Origin of the sequence: Millisia brevis NBRC 105863 (assembly GCF_001552615.1) — a bacterium.
Lineage (GTDB): Bacteria > Actinomycetota > Actinomycetes > Mycobacteriales > Mycobacteriaceae > Millisia > Millisia brevis.
Window position 1 is genome coordinate 338,683 of record NZ_BCRN01000006.1, and the last position, 18,886, is coordinate 357,568.

17 protein-coding genes are annotated in these 18,886 nt (G+C 70.7%); all 17 read right to left on the reverse strand.

Annotated features, from left to right (window positions below):
* Positions 1-52: 52 nt before the first annotated feature.
* Positions 53-1,462, reverse strand: a complete 1,410-nt coding sequence (gene der, locus MB1_RS11405) for a ribosome biogenesis GTPase Der (RefSeq protein WP_066906790.1) — start codon at positions 1,460-1,462, stop codon at positions 53-55.
* On the reverse strand, positions 1,459-2,136 hold the full coding sequence (cmk, locus tag MB1_RS11410; RefSeq protein WP_066906792.1) for a (d)CMP kinase: 678 nt from the start codon (positions 2,134-2,136) through the stop codon (positions 1,459-1,461). The genes der and cmk overlap by 4 nt, the downstream gene beginning before the upstream one ends.
* Before the next feature lie 55 nt (positions 2,137-2,191).
* Positions 2,192-2,998 carry a pseudouridine synthase gene (locus MB1_RS26950; protein WP_369406860.1) on the reverse strand — a complete coding sequence of 269 codons (807 nt, stop codon included), beginning with the start codon at positions 2,996-2,998 and terminating at the stop codon, positions 2,192-2,194.
* Positions 2,999-3,758: 760 nt separating this feature from the next.
* Complete coding sequence (gene scpB / locus MB1_RS11420) at positions 3,759-4,577, reverse strand: SMC-Scp complex subunit ScpB (RefSeq protein WP_084351506.1); 819 nt, start codon at positions 4,575-4,577, stop codon at positions 3,759-3,761.
* Positions 4,574-5,389, reverse strand: coding sequence for a segregation and condensation protein A (locus tag MB1_RS11425; protein WP_066906932.1), 816 nt, complete (start codon positions 5,387-5,389; stop codon positions 4,574-4,576). The genes scpB and MB1_RS11425 overlap by 4 nt, the downstream gene beginning before the upstream one ends.
* Positions 5,390-5,454: 65 nt before the next feature.
* Positions 5,455-6,438: a ParA family protein gene (locus tag MB1_RS11430; RefSeq protein ID WP_245650138.1), complete on the reverse strand. Its 984-nt coding sequence runs from the start codon at positions 6,436-6,438 to the stop codon at positions 5,455-5,457.
* A 274-nt stretch (positions 6,439-6,712) separates the two neighbouring features.
* A complete protein-coding gene (gene xerD, locus MB1_RS11435; RefSeq protein WP_066906938.1) occupies positions 6,713-7,627 on the reverse strand; it encodes a site-specific tyrosine recombinase XerD in 915 nt (304 codons plus the stop codon).
* Positions 7,628-7,667: 40 nt separating this feature from the next.
* Complete coding sequence (locus MB1_RS11440) at positions 7,668-8,300, reverse strand: NUDIX domain-containing protein (RefSeq protein ID WP_066906794.1); 633 nt, start codon at positions 8,298-8,300, stop codon at positions 7,668-7,670.
* The gene (pyrG, locus tag MB1_RS11445; protein ID WP_066906796.1) at positions 8,297-10,015 is read right to left on the reverse strand and encodes a CTP synthase; all 1,719 of its coding nucleotides are present in this window, start codon (positions 10,013-10,015) and stop codon (positions 8,297-8,299) included. The genes MB1_RS11440 and pyrG overlap by 4 nt, the downstream gene beginning before the upstream one ends.
* Before the next feature lie 143 nt (positions 10,016-10,158).
* Positions 10,159-11,076 carry a copper transporter gene (locus MB1_RS11450; protein WP_066906798.1) on the reverse strand — a complete coding sequence of 306 codons (918 nt, stop codon included), beginning with the start codon at positions 11,074-11,076 and terminating at the stop codon, positions 10,159-10,161.
* Positions 11,077-12,276 carry a putative cytokinetic ring protein SteA gene (gene steA, locus MB1_RS11455; RefSeq protein WP_066906799.1) on the reverse strand — a complete coding sequence of 400 codons (1,200 nt, stop codon included), beginning with the start codon at positions 12,274-12,276 and terminating at the stop codon, positions 11,077-11,079.
* Positions 12,277-12,367: 91 nt separating this feature from the next.
* Positions 12,368-14,131 (reverse strand): DNA repair protein RecN, encoded by a 1,764-nt coding sequence (recN, locus tag MB1_RS11460; RefSeq protein ID WP_066906801.1) that lies wholly within the window; start codon positions 14,129-14,131, stop codon positions 12,368-12,370.
* A 45-nt stretch (positions 14,132-14,176) separates the two neighbouring features.
* Positions 14,177-15,109: an NAD kinase gene (locus tag MB1_RS11465; RefSeq protein ID WP_066906803.1), complete on the reverse strand. Its 933-nt coding sequence runs from the start codon at positions 15,107-15,109 to the stop codon at positions 14,177-14,179.
* On the reverse strand, positions 15,106-15,963 hold the full coding sequence (locus MB1_RS11470) for a TlyA family RNA methyltransferase (protein WP_066906805.1): 858 nt from the start codon (positions 15,961-15,963) through the stop codon (positions 15,106-15,108). The genes MB1_RS11465 and MB1_RS11470 overlap by 4 nt, the downstream gene beginning before the upstream one ends.
* Position 15,964: 1 nt before the next feature.
* A complete protein-coding gene (locus tag MB1_RS11475) occupies positions 15,965-16,255 on the reverse strand; it encodes a hypothetical protein (protein ID WP_066906808.1) in 291 nt (96 codons plus the stop codon).
* 44 nt (positions 16,256-16,299) lie between these two features.
* Positions 16,300-17,319: an HAD-IIA family hydrolase gene (locus MB1_RS11480; RefSeq protein WP_066906810.1), complete on the reverse strand. Its 1,020-nt coding sequence runs from the start codon at positions 17,317-17,319 to the stop codon at positions 16,300-16,302.
* Positions 17,316-18,710, reverse strand: a complete 1,395-nt coding sequence (locus tag MB1_RS26955) for a tetratricopeptide repeat protein (protein WP_084351511.1) — start codon at positions 18,708-18,710, stop codon at positions 17,316-17,318. Before MB1_RS26955 ends, MB1_RS11480 begins: the two co-directional genes overlap by 4 nt.
* Positions 18,711-18,886: the final 176 nt, after the last annotated feature.

Here is an 18,886-nt window from a genome sequence, read left to right on the forward strand (position 1 = left end):
TCTGCATCCATAGGGTGGCTGCAGAACTCCCCACAACGCTGTGTCGCTCGGGTCAGGGGCGCTTGCGCTTCTCCCGCACGCGCACGTTCACCCGAACCGGCGAACCGGGGAAACCGAAGTCCTCCCGCAGACGCCGTTCGATGAATCGGCGGTAGCCGGCCTCGAGGAAGCCGGTGGTGAACAGCACGAACGTCGGCGGCCGCGACGCGGCCTGCGTCGCGAACAGCACCCGCGGCAGCCGACCGCCGCGGATCGGCGGCGGGGTGGCCGCCACCAGGGCCTGCAACCAGGTGTTGAGCTGTCCGGTCGGGACGCGCTTGTCCCACGACTCGAGCGCGGTCTCCAACGCGGGGGCGAGCTTCTGGGTCGCGCGCCCGGTCAGCGCGGAGACGTTGACCCGCAGCGCCCACGACACGCGCGAGAGCTCCCGGTCGATCTCCTTCTCGAGCACGAAGCGACGATCCTCGTCGACGAGGTCCCACTTGTTGAACGCCAGGATCAGCGCCCGGCCGGCGTCGGCGACCATGGTGATCACCCGCTGGTCCTGCTCGGTGATCGGCTGGGAGCCGTCGATCAGGACCACCACGACCTCGGCGGCCTCGATCGCCGCGCGGGTGCGCAGCGAGGCGTAGTACTCCGTGCCGCCGGACTGGTTCACCCGACGCCGCAGACCGGCGGTGTCGACGAATTGCCATGTCTTGCCGCCGAGTTCGACGAGCGAGTCGACCGGGTCGACCGTGGTGCCCGCCATATCGTGGACCACCGATCGCTCGTCGCCGGCCAGCCGGTTCAGCAGCGACGACTTTCCGACGTTCGGCTTGCCGACCAGCGCGACACGGCGCGGCCCCTGCCCGCCGCTGCCCTCGCGCGGGGTATCCGGCAGCACTTTCAGGACGTCGTCGAGCAGATCGCCCGTGCCGCGGCCGTGGGTGGCGCTGATCGAATGCGGTTCGCCCAGGCCGAGCGACCACAGCGACGCGGCCTCGGATTCGAGGCGCTCGTCGTCGACCTTGTTGGCCACCAGGATCACCGGGGTCTTGGAGCGCCGCAGCACCCGGGCGACCGCTTCGTCGGTCGAGGTGGCGCCGACGGTGGCGTCGACCACCACCAGGATCGCGTCGGCGGTGTTCATCGCGAACTCCGCCTGACGGGCGACCGCCTGCTGCAGACCCTTGGCGTCCGGTTCCCATCCGCCGGTGTCCTGCACCAGGAATCGGCGGCCGGCCCACGATGCCTCGTAGGACACCCGGTCGCGGGTGACGCCCGGGATGTCCTCGACGACGGCGACCCGTCGGCCCAGGATCCGGTTGACCAGTGTCGATTTGCCGACGTTCGGGCGACCGACGATCGCCAGCGTCGGCATCGGCGCACCGGCCTCCTCGGTGGTGTCGTCGGCGTCGAGCAGGTCCCAGTCGGACTCGTCGCTCCAGGTTCCGTCGCCGGGGAGCGTGTCCTCACTCATTCGTGTGTCCTTCGAGTTTCGGTGGCCCCCATGCGCTCCTCGACGATTCCGACCAGCCGATCGATCACTTCGTCGCGGCCGAGGTCGCTGGTGTCGACCTCGATCGCATCGTCGGCCTTGCGCAGCGGGGAATTCGGGCGGGTGCTGTCGCGCAGATCGCGACGTTCGATGTCGGCGAGGGTGGTCGCGTAGTCGCCACCGCTCTGTCCGACCCGTCGCCGGGCCCGTACCTCGGCCGACGCGGTCAGGTAGATCTTGATCTCGGCGCGCGGGAAGACCACGGTGCCGATATCGCGGCCCTCGACGACGATGTGGTCGTGCGCGGCGGCGGCACGCCGCTGCTGCTCGACCAGGATCACCCGGATCCGCGGGACGGCCGACACCGCGGAGACGGCGGCGGTCACCTCCCGGGTGCGGATGCGCTCGCCGACGTCCAGTCCGTTGAGCCGCACCGATTCGATCGCCGGATCGGTACCGATCTCGAGCGGGATCGCGTCGGCGATCGCCGCGACCGCGGCAGCGTTCTCCGGGTCGATACCCGAGTCGAGCACCCACACGGTGGCCGCACGGTACATCGCACCGGTATCGAGGTAGCCGGCGCCGAGCCGGATCGCGAGCCGTCGCGACACGGTGGATTTTCCGGTCCCGGATGGACCGTCCATCGCCACGATCATCGTTGTGTCCCTTCCCCCGTCACGGCGGCCGCCCCCCGACGGCCGATTTCACGAATCACAGGCCCACGGCCTTGTAGAGCGCGCCGACCTCGTCGCGGCTGAGGGCGCGCAGGCTGCCCGGTCGCTGCGACCCGACCGCCACCACACCGATGTGGGTGCGCACCAACTGTTCCACCGGGAAACCGGCCGCCGCGAGCAGGCGGCGCACGATGTGCTTGCGCCCCTCGTGCAGGACCACCCGTACCAGTGAACGTCCCTCGGAGATCTCCAGCACGGTGAACTCGTCGGCCTTGGCGGTGCCGTCGTCGAGTTCGATGCCGTCCTTGAGGGTTCGGCCGAGGCTCTTCGGGACGACGCCGGTCACGGTGGCCAGGTACGTCTTTCGCACCTCGTACGACGGGTGCATCAGCCGGTGTGCCAATTCGCCGTCGTTGGTGAACAGCAGCAGGCCCTCGGTGTCGGCGTCGAGACGTCCGACGTGGAAGAGGCGCTGTCCGGCGGCGACCCGATCGCGCACGATGTCGCCGACGCAGGGCCGGCCCAGGTCGTCCGACATGGTCGACTGCCATCCGCGCGGCTTGTTCATCGCGAGGTAGACGGTGTCCTTGGCGACCACGACGCGCACGCCGTCGACGCGGACGACAGCGACATCGGGGTCGATCCGGCGACCCATTTCCCGCACGATCGTGCCGTCGACCTCGACGCGGCCGTCGGAGATCATCTCCTCGGCGGCGCGGCGGGATGCGACACCGGCGGCGGCGAGCACCTTCTGCAGCCGCACGCCCTCACCGGCGGGTTCCGGGCGGTCCTGCGACTCGACGTGCTGCCGGCGGGCGGGCTTGGCGTTGCTGATGGTCGGCACGTCCGAGCGGCGCGCGGGGCGCGGCTTGCGGGTCGGACGCGCGGTGGCCGAGGTCCGGATCCCGGTGGTCGGACGAGGTCCGTCGGTGCGGGGACGAGGCGGGCGAGGCGCGTCGGCATGTCCCCGGTCGGCCCGATCGGCCTCGGAACGGGCACGATCCGGCCGCGGGCCGTCGGTACGGCTGCGATCCGGGCGCGGGCCGTCGTAACGCCCACGATCCGAACGCGGCCCATCGGTACGGGCGCGATCCGAGCGCGGGCCGTCGTACCGCCCACGATCCGAACGCGGCCCATCGGTACGGGCGCGATCCGAGCGCGAGCCGTCGGCACGCGGGCGATCGGAACGCGGGCCGTCGTAGCGTCCGCGGTCCGTGCGCGATCCTTCGGACCGGGTGCGATCCGAACGGGGCCCGTCGGTGCGCCCGTGCGGCCCGTCGGTGCGGCCGCGGTGGGAACGCGGAGCGTCGGAGCGTCCCCGGTCGGAGCGAGTTCCGTCGGAACGTCCCCGGTCGGAACGGGGCCCATCGGAGTAGGTGCGCTCGGAACGGCCGCGATCCGAGCGGTTGCGGTCCGAGTGGGAGGAATCCGAACGTGCCCGGTCGGAGCGGGTGGCATCCGAGCGCCCGCGGGAGGAGCGGGTCGAGTCGGTGCGTCGGTTGGGCTGGCGGTCCGGTGTGCCATCACGGCGAGCGGAGGGTGTCATGTTCTCTATTTCGTTTCTGTGGTGACTGCGGGGCATCGCGCCCGGCATTCCGTCCAGGCTACGCGTCCTGATCGTCGACGTCGCCGACGCCGGTGTTCGGCTCGGCCCCGCGCGTCGGTCGGGCCGTGAAACGGGGGTCGGCGTGGATGTCGTCGCTGATGTCGTCGATGACGTCGACGTCCGGCAGCAGGGGCGCGATCGGCGGTAGGTCGTTCAGCGAGGTCAGACCGAGTCGTTCGAGGAACAGCTCGGTGGTCGCGTACCGCGTCGCGGTGGTGTCCGGATCGGTGCCGGACTCGGTGATCAGCCCGCGGGCCAATAGGGTGCGGATCACACCGTCGACGTTGACGCCGCGCACGGCGCTGACCCGGGCGCGGGTGACCGGTTGGCGATAGGCGATGACGGCGAGGGTCTCGAGCGCCGCGCGGGTCAGCTTCGAACGGGCGCCGTCGAGCAGGACCCGCTCCACGTAGGGCGCGTAGGCGGAGCGCGTGTAGAACCGCCACCCCTCGCCGGAGCTGCGCAGGTCGATCCCGGAGGCCCGTTCGGCCAGGTCGGCGGCCATCGCGATCAGCATCGCCTCGACGCGCGCCGGTTCGACGACGACGGCGTCGGCCAGCTGCTGCACCGTGGCGGGGGTGTCGACCACCAGCAGGATCGCCTCGAGCGCCGCCTTGAGTTCGACGTCGTCCACCTCGGCCGGATCGTCGACCTCGGCCGGATCGTCCGACTCGGCCACATCGTCGAAATCCGCCGGATCGGCGGACGCGTCGACCGGCTCACCGTCCACGCTCGCGGTCGCGTCGGCGGCCGGCGACGCACCGTCACCCCGCCCCGGGATCGGAGACTCCCCGGGGACCGGGCTCTCGTCGGTCATCCGTAGTCGTCCGATCGGGCGAGGGTGGCGGAGGCCTCCGTGCCGGTCCAACTGACCTGCAGGTCGCCGAGCGGCTCGGGCTGCTCGAAGGCGATCACCTGCTCCCGGAACAGCTCGAGCAGCGCCAGGAAGCGCGCGACGATCATCACCGGCACGGTGCAGTCGGCCACCAGATCGGCGAACGACATCCACGTCCCGACACCGCCATCGCGCAGCCGGTCGAGGATCACGATCGCCTGCTCCGGTACCGACACCGGCGACACGTGCAGATGCCCCAGCCCGACGGCCGGTATCGGCTTCGGCCGGAAGGCGGCCGCCGCGATCTCGGCGAACCGTAACGGATCGACCCCGAGGGTGACCTCCGGCAGCAGCGAGACGTACCGATCCTCGAGCGAAACCGCCCGTGGATAACGTTGCAGCGCAGCGCCTTCGAGGGCGGAGAAGATCTCGGCGGCCTGCTTGTAGGCGCGATACTGCAGCAGCCGCGCGAACAGCAGATCCCGCGCCTCGAGCATCGCGAGGTCCTCGGCGTCCTCCACCTCGCCGGACGGCAGTAGCCGCGCGGCCTTCAGGTCGAGGAGCGTCGCGGCGACCACCAGGAATTCGGTGGTGTGGTCGAGGTCGGCACGGTCGCCCAATTCCCGTGTGTAGACGATGAATTCGTCGGTGACGATGTGCAGCGCGACCTCGGTGACGTCGAGTCGGTGCTTGCCGATCAGGGTCAGCAGCAGATCGAAGGGCCCCTCGAAGTTGTCGAGTCGCACCCGGAACCCGACATCGTCGGGGGCGACCGTCAACTCGGCGGCGGCCAGGTCGGAACCCGGATCGGGACCGTCGGCGTCGAATCCGGGCGCCCCCCGGTCGGTGTCGAGAACCGTCACAGCGTCGAGTTCCGCTGGGGCGAATCCCGGTACAGCACCTCCCGCGCGAGCGCCCGATAGGCGTCGGCGCCACCGGAGCGCGGGGCCCAGGTGGTGATCGGCTCCCCCGCGACCGAGGTCTCCGGGAAGCGCACGGTCCGGGTGATCACCGTGTCGAAGACCAGGTCACCGAAGACCTCGACCACCCGGGCCATCACCTCGCGCGAATGCAGGGTGCGCGCGTCGAACATCGTCACCAGGATCCCGGACAACGACAGCCGCGGGTTGAGGCGATTGCGCACCTTGTCCACGGTATCGGTGAGCAGCGCCAGCCCGCGCAGGCTGAAGTACTCGCACTCCATCGGGATCAGCACCGAATCGGCCGCCGCGAGCGCGTTGATCGTCAGCAGGCCGAGCGACGGCTGGCAGTCGATCAGGATGTAGTCGTAGCGATCGAGCAGCGGATGCAGCGCCCGGCTCAGGGCGTGCTCCCGGCCGACCTCGCTGACCAGCTGGATCTCCGCCGCCGACAGATCGATATTGCTCGGCAGCAGATCCATGCCCTCGACCCGGGTGCGGACGATGACGTCGTCGGCGGAGTGCCCGGACTCGACCAGCAGATTGTGCACCGTCAGGTCGAGATCGTGGTGCAGCACACCGAGGCCCGCCGACAGCGCACCCTGGGGGTCGAGGTCGACCAGCAGGACGCGGCGACCGTACTCGGCCAATGCCGCGCCGAGATTGATCGTGGACGTCGTCTTACCGACGCCACCCTTCTGGTTGCACATCGCGACAACCCGCGCCGGCCCGTGGCTCGAGAGCCGGGACGGCTTGGGGATCTCGCGCGGCAGCCGCCCGGTCGGGCCCAGGTTCGGATCGGCGGGTCCGATGCGATCGTGTTCGGCGTCACCGGTTTTGAACAGGGCGCCGTCCCGCATGTCGTGCTGCAGGAATGCCGACCGGTCGGCGGGGTCCGCCGACGGCGGTTGGGGTGCCACCACTGCCCTCGCGCTCCCTACCTCTGGTCGATGCCGTCACGGTGTGTCGGTCACTCTCGGCCGGCCGGTACACCGGTGCGGACGCAAGCGAGTCGGGATCCGACCCGTGCGTACGACCCCAGCGTCCAGTCGTCCGGACATGACGGTACCGCCCGATCGGGGCGGACCCGGACGGGACACACCCGCCGTAGTCTCGACCATCGGTTGAGGTCGGACGGGAAAAATCGCGCATCCGGCGCCCCGAAACCGCCCGCACCGGTGCTGCGAGCCGCCGCGGTCAGCGGGCCCGCGGATGGCTGGTCGCCCACACCTCGCGCAGTGTATTGGCGGTCACCATCGTGTAGATCTGCGTCGTGGTCACCGACGCGTGCCCCAACAATTCCTGGACGACGCGGACATCGGCGCCCCCGTCGAGCAGATGGGTGGCAAAGGAATGCCGCAGCGTATGCGGCGAGACCGTCGCGGTGACCCCGGCCCGTTCGGCGGCGGTGCGCAGCACCTGCCAGGCGCTCTGCCGCGAGAGCCGGCCGCCGCGGACGTTGAGGAAGACCGCGGCGGTACCGCGGGCGATCAGTGCGGGGCGACCGCGCACCAGATAGGCCTCGAGCGCCGCGAGGGCCGGCCGGCCGATCGGCACCAACCGCTGCTTGCCACCCTTGCCCCGCAGCAGGACGGAACGATCGACCGTGTCCACGTCGTCGACGTCGAGCCCCACCGCCTCCGAGATCCGGGCTCCGGTGGAGTACAGCACCTCGAGCAGCGCCCGGTCGCGCAGTGCGCGCGGATCGTCCCCACCGACCGCCTCGAGGATGGCGACCACGTCGCTCACACCGAGAGCCTTCGGCAGCCGCCGTCCCGGTGCGGGCGGTTTGACCGCGGCGGCGACGTTGACCGCCACCGAGCCCTCCGCGAGGGAGAACTTGTGCAGGCCGCGCACCGCGATCAGGGTGCGGGCCAGCGAACTCTGCGCCAGGGGCGGGTAGTCGTCGTCGCCCTCCCGCAGGCCGCCCGCGAAGTCGACCACGTCGGCCTCGGTGACCTCGATCAGGTCACCGAGGCCGCGGTCGGCGAGGAAGTGGGCGTACCGCCCCAGATCGCGCCGATAGGCGCTCAACGTATTGCGCGCTGCTCCCCGCTCGACCGCCAGGTGGTCGAGGTAGGCGGAGATCCGTTCGGGGACACGGTCGTTCACGCCGTCCGTGTCCCGGTCCGCGATGTCGTCCGGTATATCGCTAGCGGTCCCCACTACCGATCCTGTGGTCCAACGCGGTCGGCCGCAGATCGAACGGCGCGTGCGCGGGACGGGTGGCCGGACCGCCGGGGGCGCTGTGCAGCGCGGCGGCGAGGATGCCGGACACCGCGGAGGCGTTGACGATGCGGCCGTCGAACACCGCGGCGACCGCCTCGCCCAGCGGCATGCGCACGGTGACCATGTCCGCCTCCTCGAACTGCGGCGCGTCCCGATCGACGGGATGCAATTGCCGTGCAAGGTACACCCGAACCACCTCGTCGGTGAAGCCCGGTGAGGCGGCGACGTCGACCAGGACCGACCACTCCCGGGCCCCGAGTCCGACCTCCTCGGCCAGCTCCCGGCGGGCGGCGTCCACCGGATCCTCGCCGGCGACGTCGAGCAGACCGGCCGGCAATTCGAGCATCCGGCGCTCGACCGGGTGGCGGTACTGCCGCACCAGGATCAGCGTGTCATCGGTGTCGAGCGCGACGATGGCGACAGCGCCGAAGTGTTCGACGACCTCCCGGACCGCCGTCCGGTCGTCGGGCATGGTGACGGTATCGGAGCGCAGCGCCAGAATCTTGCCGCGGTAGATCTCCTCCGACGCCAGCGTCCGGAACTCGTGCTCCGTCATTCGACGCCCACCGTTTCCGGCGTTTCCGGGTGCACATCGACGGGCAGCCGCCCGGACGCCTGGTAGTCCAGCGCGGCGCCGATCAGTCCGGCGAACAGCGGGTGGGGGCGCGTCGGCCGGCTCTTCAACTCGGGATGCGCCTGCGTGCCGATGTAGAAGGGGTGCACATCGGCGGGCAACTCGACGAATTCGACCAGCCGCCCGTCCGGCGACGTCCCGGAGAACACCAGGCCCGACTTCGCGATCCGATCCCGGTACTCGTTGTTGACCTCGTAGCGATGCCGATGACGCTCGGAGATCTCCCGCTCGCCGTAGAGCCCGGCGACGACCGAACCGGCCTGCAGGACAGCGGGATAGGCACCGAGGCGCATCGTGCCGCCCAGGTCCGCTTCGCCGGCGACCACCGACTCCTGGTCGGCCATCGTCGAGATGACCGGCGTCGACGAATCCGGATCGAATTCCGAGGAATCGGCTTCGGTCAGCCCGGCGGTGCGAGCGGCCTCGATCACCATGCACTGCAATCCCAGGCACAGGCCCAGCGTCGGAATGCCCTGCGTGCGGGCGTAGCGCGCGGCGCTGATCTTGCCTTCGATGCCGCGGATGCCGAACCCGCCCGGCAGCAGCACCGCGTCGACATCGGCGAGCGCGGCCGCCGCGCCCTGCGGGGTGGCGCAGTCGTCGGAGGGCACCCAGCGGACCTCGACCTTGGCGCGGTGGGCGAAACCACCGGAGCGCAGTGCCTCGCTGACCGACAGGTAGGCGTCCGGCAGGTCGACGTACTTGCCGACCAGCGCGACGGTCACCTCCTCGCGCGGGGCGTGCACCCGGTCGAGCAGGTCGCCCCACACGGTCCAGTCGACATCGCGGAACGGCAGGTCGAGCTGCCGAACGACGTAGGCGTCGAGCCCCTCTCGGTGCAGCACCTTGGGGATGTCGTAGATCGACGGGGCGTCGGGGGTCGAGATGCATCCGTCGACGTCGACGTCGCACATCAGGGCGATCTTGTTCTTCAGCGCGATCGGCACCTCGCGGTCGGACCGCAGGATCAGCGCGTCCGGGGTGATGCCGATGCTGCGCAGCGCGGCCACCGAGTGCTGGGTCGGCTTGGTCTTGAGCTCACCGGACGGCGCCAGATAGGGCACCAGCGAGACGTGCAGGAAGAAGACGTTCTCGCGGCCGACGTCGTGACGCACCTGGCGGGCCGCCTCGAGGAAGGGCTGCGATTCGATATCGCCGACGGTGCCGCCGATCTCGGTGATCACCACATCGGGATGCCGACCGCTCGCGTCGGCCCGGGACATCGCCAGGACGCGGCTCTTGATCTCGTCGGTGATGTGCGGGATGACCTGGACGGTGTCGCCGAGGTACTCGCCGCGGCGCTCCTTGGCGATCACCGCCGAGTAGACCTGGCCGGTCGTGACGTTCGCGTCCTTGCTCAGGTCGCGGTCGAGGAAGCGCTCGTAGTGACCGACGTCCAGATCGGTCTCCGCGCCGTCCTCGGTCACGAAGACCTCACCGTGCTGGAACGGGTTCATCGTGCCGGGATCGACATTCAGGTACGGGTCCAACTTTTGCATGGTGACCCGCAGCCCGCGTGCGGTGAGCAATTGACCGAGACTCGACGCCGTCAAACCCTTGCCGAGCGACGACGCGACGCCACCGCTGACGAAGATGTGCTTGGTTTGCGAACGCGAGCCGTACCGAGACTGGGACACCGCAACTCCGTAGCATAACGAGCAGGCGCTGACGCCTACTGACCACGGAACTTCACAGTAACATCCCCTCGCACCGGCGGTGCGAACCACCGGGTCTCGGCGGCGGGTCGCGGCCGCCGCCGAGCATCTGTGGTCGGTCGGATCTACCCGGCGGCGAAGGCCGCGGCCCCCGTGGACAGCCCGTACTGGCCGGAGCCGCCCGCCGACTGCTCGGCCAGGGCCAGCACCAGGGCGATCTGCCCGGCGTGGCGATCGACACCGTCGACCGTGCTCACCGCGCTGTCGGCCGTGTCCGCCCGCACGGTGGCGATCGGACCGGAGCCCTCCGCCGCCGCGACCGGACCCGCGAGCACCGCCCCGGCACCGCGCGGCCGCAAAGCGGTGGTGAATCGAGCCAGCAGCGCCCCGGCGTTGCCGTCCGCGGACGGACCGGAGACGACCACCGCGAGGTCCGCGGCCTCCGGCAGCCCCTCGACCTGGAGATAGCCTGCCGATCGCAACGCGCCGAGCACCAGCTCGACGTCCGCGCCCGCCGCCCGCGGCTGACCGGTTCCGGGATCGCGCAGGAGCGTCGCTCCCAGCAGGTCGCCCGCGATGCTGCCCTGATCGACCGCGGCGGTCTGCAGCTGCACACCCTGCGGGACGACGCTGGTCGCCCGGGTGCGCAGATCGTCACCATTGGCCGTCGACAACGCATCCTGCGTCAGCGTGACCCGACCGGTCACCGCGCCGCCCGCGGTGCCGATGATCGATTCGATCGCCGTCAGCGATTCCGGGTCGGCATCGGGGGCGGCTAAGACCACCACCGTTCGGCCGGACAGCGCACCGCGCACCACCCGTTCGGCCATCGCACCGTCGAAGGCATCCGCTCGATCCAGTTGTGCCTGTAGATCCGCCGTCTCGGCGGTCAGCCGATCGACGTTTTCCTGTAATTGGGCTCGCTCGCCGCGCAGCACCGTCACCACTTCACCCGAGAGCAACCCCGACCCCAGGACGACACCAACAGCCAGCGCCAGAAACACCGCGATCAACGAAATCGCGTGTGCACGACGCGTTATCACCTATCGACCCCGCAGACTCTCCACCGTCGCACGCACCCACGAGTCCGCCGAATCCCACATCGAACGGGCGGCGTCGATCACGACCGGACCGGCCGCCGAGAACATCACACCGGCAACCACCGCGATCAGCGCGGCGATGATCAACAGCGCGACGAGCACCCCGGTCACGCGCGACCCGTAGAGGGTCGCAACCGCCTTGGCGTCCACCAACTTCGGGCCGACACGCATCCGCGTGACGAAGGCCGCCGGAGCGTCCTCGCGCAGATCCGCATCCAGGAAGTCCTCGAACGTCCGGGTGCCGCCGGCGAGCACGATCATCGCCGGATCCTGATGATCGACCAACAGAAGCGCCTGCTCCACCGGGCCGGCCTCCGCCGGGAAGGTCGTCGCGCCGACACCGAGATCCTGAATCCGTTCGAGGCCCTCGGCGTGGCCGTCGGGATCGGCCGGCAGGATCAACTCGGCGCCGCTGCGCAGCGCTTCGGTACCGATACCGTCCGGGTCACCGACGATGACGCGCGGCCGATATCCGGCCTCCACCAACGCATCCGCGCCGGTACCCACCCCGACGAGGATCGGCGAGTACTCGCGAATGAACGCCTTGAGCGATTTGAGATCGGATTCGCGGTCCGGGCCGTCGGCGACGATCACGACGTGCGTACCGCGCATCGGCGTCTTGACCTTCGGGATGCCGACACCGTCGATCAGCAAGGCACTTTCGGTGCGCACGAACTCGACGGTGTTGCCGGAGAACGCCTCCAGGTGGTCGATCAGGGCGGACTTCGATTCGATCAGCCGGGAAGCGACGTAGATGCCGTCGCGCTCGGAGCCGCGGGCGACCTCCTTGTCCCCGGCGTAGACGACACCGTCGTGCAGGCGCACCCGGGTGCCGTCCTTGATGCGCTTGAGGACGGCGGGGCCGGCCTCGTCGACCAGGACGATGCCGTTCGCGACCAGCATCTCGGGTCCCGAGTTGGGGTAGCGGCCCGAGAAGGATGTCGAGACGTTCACGACGGCCAGGACGTCGGCGGTGACCAGCGCATCGGCGGTCAACCGGTCGAGATCCTCGGTGTCGATGATGACGATGTCGCCGGGGCCCACCCGGGACAGCAACTTGGTCGGATTCTTGTCGACGCGAGCGATTCCGGTCAGCCCGGGAAGCGCCTCACGACTGCGGGTGAGCACTGCCGGCATTTTCATGCGGCGATCATCCGTGAAGTCACATCAGTAACACGGGAGGCGCGCCGTAACACGATCAACTTCAGTCACAGCGGTTACAGCACCGCCCGGGTCAGGCGTTCGCGGTGCGCTCGGCGGTGGCGGTGGCCAACAACTCCTCGGCGTGCGCCCGACCGGTCTCGGTGTCGTCCAGACCGGCGAGCATACGGGCGAGTTCGACGACGCGCTCCGAGTCGTCGAGCAGCCGCACACCGCTGACCGCGGTGGTCTTCCCCTGGGTCTTGTCGACGATCAGGTGCTGATCGGCGTAGGCGGCTACCTGCGGGAGGTGGGTCACCACGATCACCTGGTGGGTGCGGGCCAACCGGGCGAGGCGGCGGCCGATCTCGACGGCGGCACGCCCACCGACCCCGGCGTCCACCTCGTCGAAGACCATCGTCGTGCCGGTATTCGAGCGCGCCAGCACCACCTCCAGGGCGAGCATCACCCGCGACAGCTCGCCACCGGACGCGCTGCGCGAGATCGGCAGTGCCCGTCCCGAACCACTGGCCTGCAACAGGAATTCGATGTCGTCGATCCCCGAGGCACCGGCGTGGACGAGTTCCCCGTCGACGGTCAGAGGGGCATCGTCGTCGGGGACGGCCGCACGCCGCTGGACGCGTACCTCCAGGCGGCTGCGGCCCATCGCCAGTCCGGCGAGCTCGGCGCTCACGGCGCTCGACAGTTTGCCGGCCGCCTTGGTCCGGGCGGCGCTCAGTTCCGCGGCCGCGGTAGCGGCCACGTCGGCGAGCCGGCGTACCTCCGCCTCGAGTTCGCCCAGGGTATCGGAGGACACGTCGACCTCGGAGAGCCGCGCATTGGCGACTCTTGCCCATTCGAGGACCCCGTCGACGTCCTCGGCATATTTGCGGGTCAACGTCCGCAGCTGCGCCTGGCGGTTGAGGTGGGTTTCAAGGACGGCCGGGTCGGCGGACAGACCGTCGAGATAGCTCGACAGCTCCTCGGCGATATCGGTGACCACGGCGATCACCTCGGAAATGCGTGGCTCGAGGGCGGTCAGCGCCGGATCCTCGGCGCCACCGAGAGCCGAGCGGGCGGCGCCGAGCAGCGCCATCGCCGCCGGTTCGTCGCCCGCGTCACCACCCACCAATGCCTCGTGCGCGCGCGCGGCCGATTCCCGCAGGCTCTCCAGGTCTCCGAGGCGGCGGATCAGCGCCACCAGTTCGACGTCCTCGCCGGGATTCGGGTCGACGGCGCCGATCTCGTCGAGACCGAAGCGCAGCTGGTCGGCCTCGCGGGCGAGTTCGCGGCTGCGGGCGACCCGGTCGAGCAGTTCGTTGCGGGCCCGCAGCCAGGCGGTGCGGGCGGCGCGGTAGCGCTTGGCGGGTCCGGAGATCGTGCGATCGCCGAAGCGGTCGAGCGCATCGCGCTGCTGGTCGGGGCGCTGCAGACGCAGCTGGTCGTTCTGTCCGTGCACGGTGATCAGCGGGGCGGTGAATTCGGCGAGAGCGCCGGCGGGAACGCTGCGCCCGCCGAGGTTCGCGCGGGATCGGCCATCCGCGCTGACGGTGCGCACGGCGATCACGGTGCCGTCCTCGTCGCGCGCTCCCCCGGTCGACTCGAGCACCTCATCGACGGCCGCGACCGTCGCCGCGTCGGTGCCGTCGGTGGCGAAGCGTCCCTCGACGACGGCCTTGTCGCGGCCCTCCCGCACTCGGCCGGGGTCGGCGCGGGCACCGGAGAGCAGGTGCAGGCTGGTGACGACCATCGTCTTGCCGGCGCCCGTCTCGCCGGTGACCACCGTCAACCCCGACGAGAACGGTGCGCGGGCCCGGTCGATGACGCCGAGCCCCGAGATGTCGACCTCACACAGCACGTGACCCTCGGTTCTCCCGTACCACCGGCTCCCCCATCCCCACGATCACGGTGTTCTCCCCCGCCATCCCTTGACCGGCAACTCGAATTTGCGGACGAGCCGATCGGCGAACGGTGCGGAGTCCAGCCGCACCCACCGCACCGGCCGTGCTCCGCGCCGGATCTCGATCCGACTGCCCGGCGGCACGTCGATCACCCGGCGCCCGTCGCAGAAGACGTGGGCGTCGTGACCGTCGGCGACCGTTTCGACCGCGATCCGCGCGTCGGGGCTGGTGACCAGCGCCCGGGCGAAGAGGGCGTGCGCGTTCGACGGGATCACCAGCAGCGCTTCCAGGTCCGGCCACATGATCGGGCCGCCGGCCGAGAAGGCGTAGGCGGTCGATCCGGTCGGGGTCGCGACGAGAACGCCGTCGCCGCCGAAGGAGGACACCGGACGATCGTCGACCTCGAGGACGATCTCGAGCACACCGAGGCGGGCGGCGTTTTCGATGCTCGCCTCGTTGAGCGCCCAATTGGTGCCGATCGGTGTCGAACCGCGCCGTACCGAGATGTCGACGGTCATCCGGTCCTCGATGCGGTAGTCGCCGGCCAGAACCCGCAGCAACGCCGACTCGAGGCTGTCGTCGACCTCGGTCTCGGCGAGGAAGCCGATGCGGCCCAGGTTGATGCCCAGGACCGGAACGTCGGCCTCGCGGGCGTATTCGGCGGCCCGCAGGATCGTGCCGTCGCCGCCGAGCGCGAGGACCAGTTCGCATCCCTCGGCGGCGGTGGGCGCATCGGTGACGGAGACCTCGAGGCCGTCGACGGAGCCGAGAACAACCGTCCCCGCGGTCTCGGGCGGGTCGGATTCGCGCCGGTCCTCGTAGAGGATTCGCAGTCCGACGCCGGCCGCGGCCAGCAATTCGGCGACCCGTCGGGACGTGTCGACGAGGTCGGCTCGGCCGGGATGGGCCACCAGCAGAAACTCGCGGCGCGTCATTCCGGTCCCTCCCGTACTGCCCGGTCGATCATCTCGCCGACGGTCTCCTCATCGAATGGTGTGGACGCGATCTGCGGTGTCTCGGTGCCGTCGGCCGGGGATCCGTCGGTCCGCAACCACAGGAAGTATTCGACATTCCCGGACGGACCGGGCAACGGGCTGGCGGTCACGCCGCGGGTGCGCAGCCCGAGGGCGGCGGCGGAGCGGGCCACCTCCAGGACGGCGCTCGCCCGCAACCTCGGGTCCCGGACGACGCCCCCGGCGCCGAGGTTGTCGCGGCCGACCTCGAATTGCGGCTTCACCATCGGGACGATGTCGCCGCCCGGTGCCAGGCAGGAGGCGAGCGCGGGCAGCACCAAACCCAACGAGATGAAGGACAGGTCGGCGACGATCAGGTCGACCGGTCCGCCGATCGTGGCGGCGTCGATCGCGCGCACATTGGTGCGGTCGTGGACGAGGACCCGTTCGTCCTGCTGGAGTCGCCAGACGAGTTGGCCGTAGCCGACGTCGACCGCCACCACCTCGCGGGCGCCGCGGGAGAGCAGGACGTCGGTGAAGCCACCGGTGGACGCGCCGGCGTCGAGGCACCGACGGCCGGTGACCGCCAGGCCGTCGGGCTCGAAGGCGTCGAGGGCGCCGAGCAGTTTGTGGGCGCCGCGGGACGCCCAGGCGACCTCGTCGGTCACCTCGATCACCCGCAGCGGGGTTCCTGCCTCGACGGCGGTGGCGGGCTTCTCGGCGGTGGCACCGGCGATCAGGACCCGGCCGGACCGGATCAGTTCGGCGGCATGGTCGCGAGAACGGGCGAGTCCCCGCCGAACCAGTTCGGCGTCGACCCGTGCACGGCGGGCCACGTCAGGTCTTGTCCACTGCGGCCAGGGCGTCCGAAAGCAATTCGTGGGCTCGTTCGAGACGACCGGCGGCCTCCGCCAGCTCTTCCAGAGCGGTGCCGGAGTAGTCGGCGGACGGATCGTCACCGGCGGGCGGCGCGGGGATCGGGACATCGAGAACGTCCCGCACCCGCCCGACGAGTTCGCGGGCACCGTCCAGCCCGCCACCCGACACATCGGTCGAGGCAACGCGCATGGCGCCGTGGGCTGCGGCGACGTGGCCCGGATGTGGCACCGGGCGTCCGGATTCGGTCATCGTGATCCACGCTAGCGTTCGAGGGACCGTTATGGCCGGCCGGCTCACCGATACCAGGTGTCGATGGCGGAGGCCGCCGCCGCGTCGCCGGCGATCGCCCCGCCGGGTGCCGGCTGGTCGAGGGTGAACGCCGCGGCTGCCCGCAACGCCCGAATCCCTTCCTCCGCGTCCACGGGGGCATCGGGATCGCCGTCGGCGCGCCGCAGGATCACCGCATCGCCGTCGCGGGCGACGCTCCATCCCGACTGTGGCCCGACCCGGGTCGCATCCGGGCTCTCGTCGAGCGCGGCCAGCGAGTTCGCCAGGTAGGTCGGGCGCATCGACGAGTCGGCGGCGAGCAGGTCGGCGGCGGTGCTCACCCCGGTGAAGACCAGCAGCGAGTCGAGCCCGACCGTCACGGCGCCGGCGATGTCGGTGTCGAGTCGATCGCCGACCACCAGCGGGTGTGTGCCTCCCGACCGGTCGATCGCGTCCTGCATCAGCGCGCGGTAGGGCTTTCCGGCGACCTCGGGACGGCGGTCGGTCGCGGTGATCAGGGCGCTGACCATCGCACCGTTTCCGGGGGCGAGGCCGCGGGCGAGGGGCAGGGTGGCGTCGGTATTGGTGGCCACCCAGAAAGCGCCGGCGCGGATGGCGAAGGCGGCCTCGGCGAGCACCGGCCACGCGGTGTCCGGCGAATGGCCCTGGACGACCGCGGCGGTCTTCGGACCGGAGGTGCGCACCGGTACGAGGCCGACGCGTTCGACCTCCTCGCAGAGCGCGTCCGCACCGACGACCATCACTTCGGCGCCCGGTTCGAGGTGCTCCGCCAGCAGGCGTGCACCGGCCTGGGAGCTGGTCACCACGTCGTCATCGGCGGCCGGGTATCCGAGCTCACGCAGGTGTTCGGCGACGTCGCCGGGACGACGTGACGCGTTGTTGGTGACGTAGATAGAGCGAGCCTGCTGCGCGGCCACGGCCTCGACCGCGCCGGGGACCGCGTCGGCTCCCCGGTAGAGCGTGCCGTCGAGGTCGTAGAGCAGGACATCGTAGGTGTTGCCGAGGGTGGCCGGGCCGGTGCTCATTCGCCACCCAGTTCTTCCACGCGTTCCTCGGCGTCGGTCATGCCTTCGGCGTCGGCGGCTGCCGTGGCGAGGAACCATTCGAGGGCCTCGTCCTTGCGGCCGGCGGCCAGCAGGGCGTCCGCGTAGGCGTAGAACAACCGCACGGCGGTCAGTCCGGTCTTCGACTTGTCGAGATCCTTGGTCTGCAGCAGCACGACCGCTTCCTCGGGGCGGCCGAGGTCGCGGCGGGCACCGGCCAGGACGATGCGCAGTTCGATCGCCTCGTCGCCGGTGAGGGCGCGGGCTTCGTCGCTGCGGCCGAGCTCGATCGCCCGTTCCGGCCGTCCGAGACCGCGTTCGCTGTCGGCGAGCATCGCGAGCAGGCCGTTGCCGGAACCCATGCGCTTGGCCGCACGCAGTTCCGACAGTGCCCGTGCGTAGTCACCGGCGAGGTAGGCCGCGACACCGACCGCTTCGCGTACCACCGCGAGTCGGCTCGCTCGGCCGCGGGCGGCCAGGGCGTAGCTCAACGCCAGCTGCGGGTCGTCGTCGAGCAGCCGTCCGGTCATGGCCAGTTGCCGCGCGACGGTTTCGGCGTTGCGCTTGTCGAGGGTGCTCAGCTCCCGACGGACCGCGCCGTCCAATTCGTCCGCGGTGACGTCATCGGGAAGATCCGGCTCGTCGGCGCGGTCCTCACCGGAACGGTGGGTGCTGGGGCGACGTGACTCGGAGTCGGCATGCCGGTCGCGTCCCTGCGGGCCCGTGCCGCGGTCGTTGGGGCGGCCGTAGCCGCCGCTGCGCTGTCCGCCGCGGTCGTCGGCGCCGCGATTCGGGCGTCCCTCACCGCTGCGATACGGCCGATCGTCACCGGTCCGGTTCGGACGATCACCGCCGCCCCGGTTGGGTCGATCGTCTCCACTGCGCGGGGGGCGTCCGCCGCGGGAGTCACCCCGGCTGTCACCGGAGGCGCCGCGACCGTAGCCTCCGGAGCGTCCGTCCCGACCGGAGAAGCCGCCGGATCGGTTGTCGGAGCGGTTCGGCCGGTCGCCGCGGTGGTCGCCGTCACGTCCGGTTCCGCCGGTGCGGCGATCTCCGCGGTCGGGGCGAGCATCATCACGGGCGCCGTCGCGGTCGGGACGCCGACCGGGAGTTTCCGGCCGATCGCCGTACGACCGTCGGTCGCCTCGCGGTGCGCCGGCGTTCCGATCACGAGAGTCGCGGGCCGGTCGGCTATCGCGATCGCTCGAGGAACGCTCGGGGCGACCGGCCGGACGATCGCCGGTCTGCTCGCGTCGAGCGTCGGTATTCGTTTCCCCGGTGGTGCCGGTCGCGTCGGCGTCGGCCGATGCGCCGGTGCGGTCGACACGGGGGGCGCCCCGTCGGAAGGGCCGCCATTCTTCGCCGTCGGGCACAGATGCCTCTCCACGAGCAGAAGCGCTAATCCGCGGGACTCGTTGATTCTCGGATCGGGATGAAAAAGACAGTGGACGAAAGGATGTACGCGTTGGGGACGAGACGTCCCTCAAAGAGGGTACAACCACAACAAACCCCCAACATGGTCCGTAGGGATCATGTTGGGGGTCTGCTG

Coding starts and splice junctions, on each gene's coding strand:
- der (WP_066906790.1), bottom strand. CDS start 1,462: ATGAGTGAGGACACGCTCCCCGGCGACGGAACCTGGAGCGACGAGTCC.
- cmk (WP_066906792.1), bottom strand. CDS start 2,136: ATGATCGTGGCGATGGACGGTCCATCCGGGACCGGAAAATCCACCGTG.
- scpB (WP_084351506.1), bottom strand. CDS start 4,577: ATGACCGACGAGAGCCCGGTCCCCGGGGAGTCTCCGATCCCGGGGCGG.
- MB1_RS11440 (WP_066906794.1), bottom strand. CDS start 8,300: ATGACGGAGCACGAGTTCCGGACGCTGGCGTCGGAGGAGATCTACCGC.
- steA (WP_066906799.1), bottom strand. CDS start 12,276: ATGAAAATGCCGGCAGTGCTCACCCGCAGTCGTGAGGCGCTTCCCGGG.
- MB1_RS11465 (WP_066906803.1), bottom strand. CDS start 15,109: ATGACGCGCCGCGAGTTTCTGCTGGTGGCCCATCCCGGCCGAGCCGAC.
- MB1_RS11475 (WP_066906808.1), bottom strand. CDS start 16,255: ATGACCGAATCCGGACGCCCGGTGCCACATCCGGGCCACGTCGCCGCA.
- MB1_RS11480 (WP_066906810.1), bottom strand. CDS start 17,319: ATGAGCACCGGCCCGGCCACCCTCGGCAACACCTACGATGTCCTGCTC.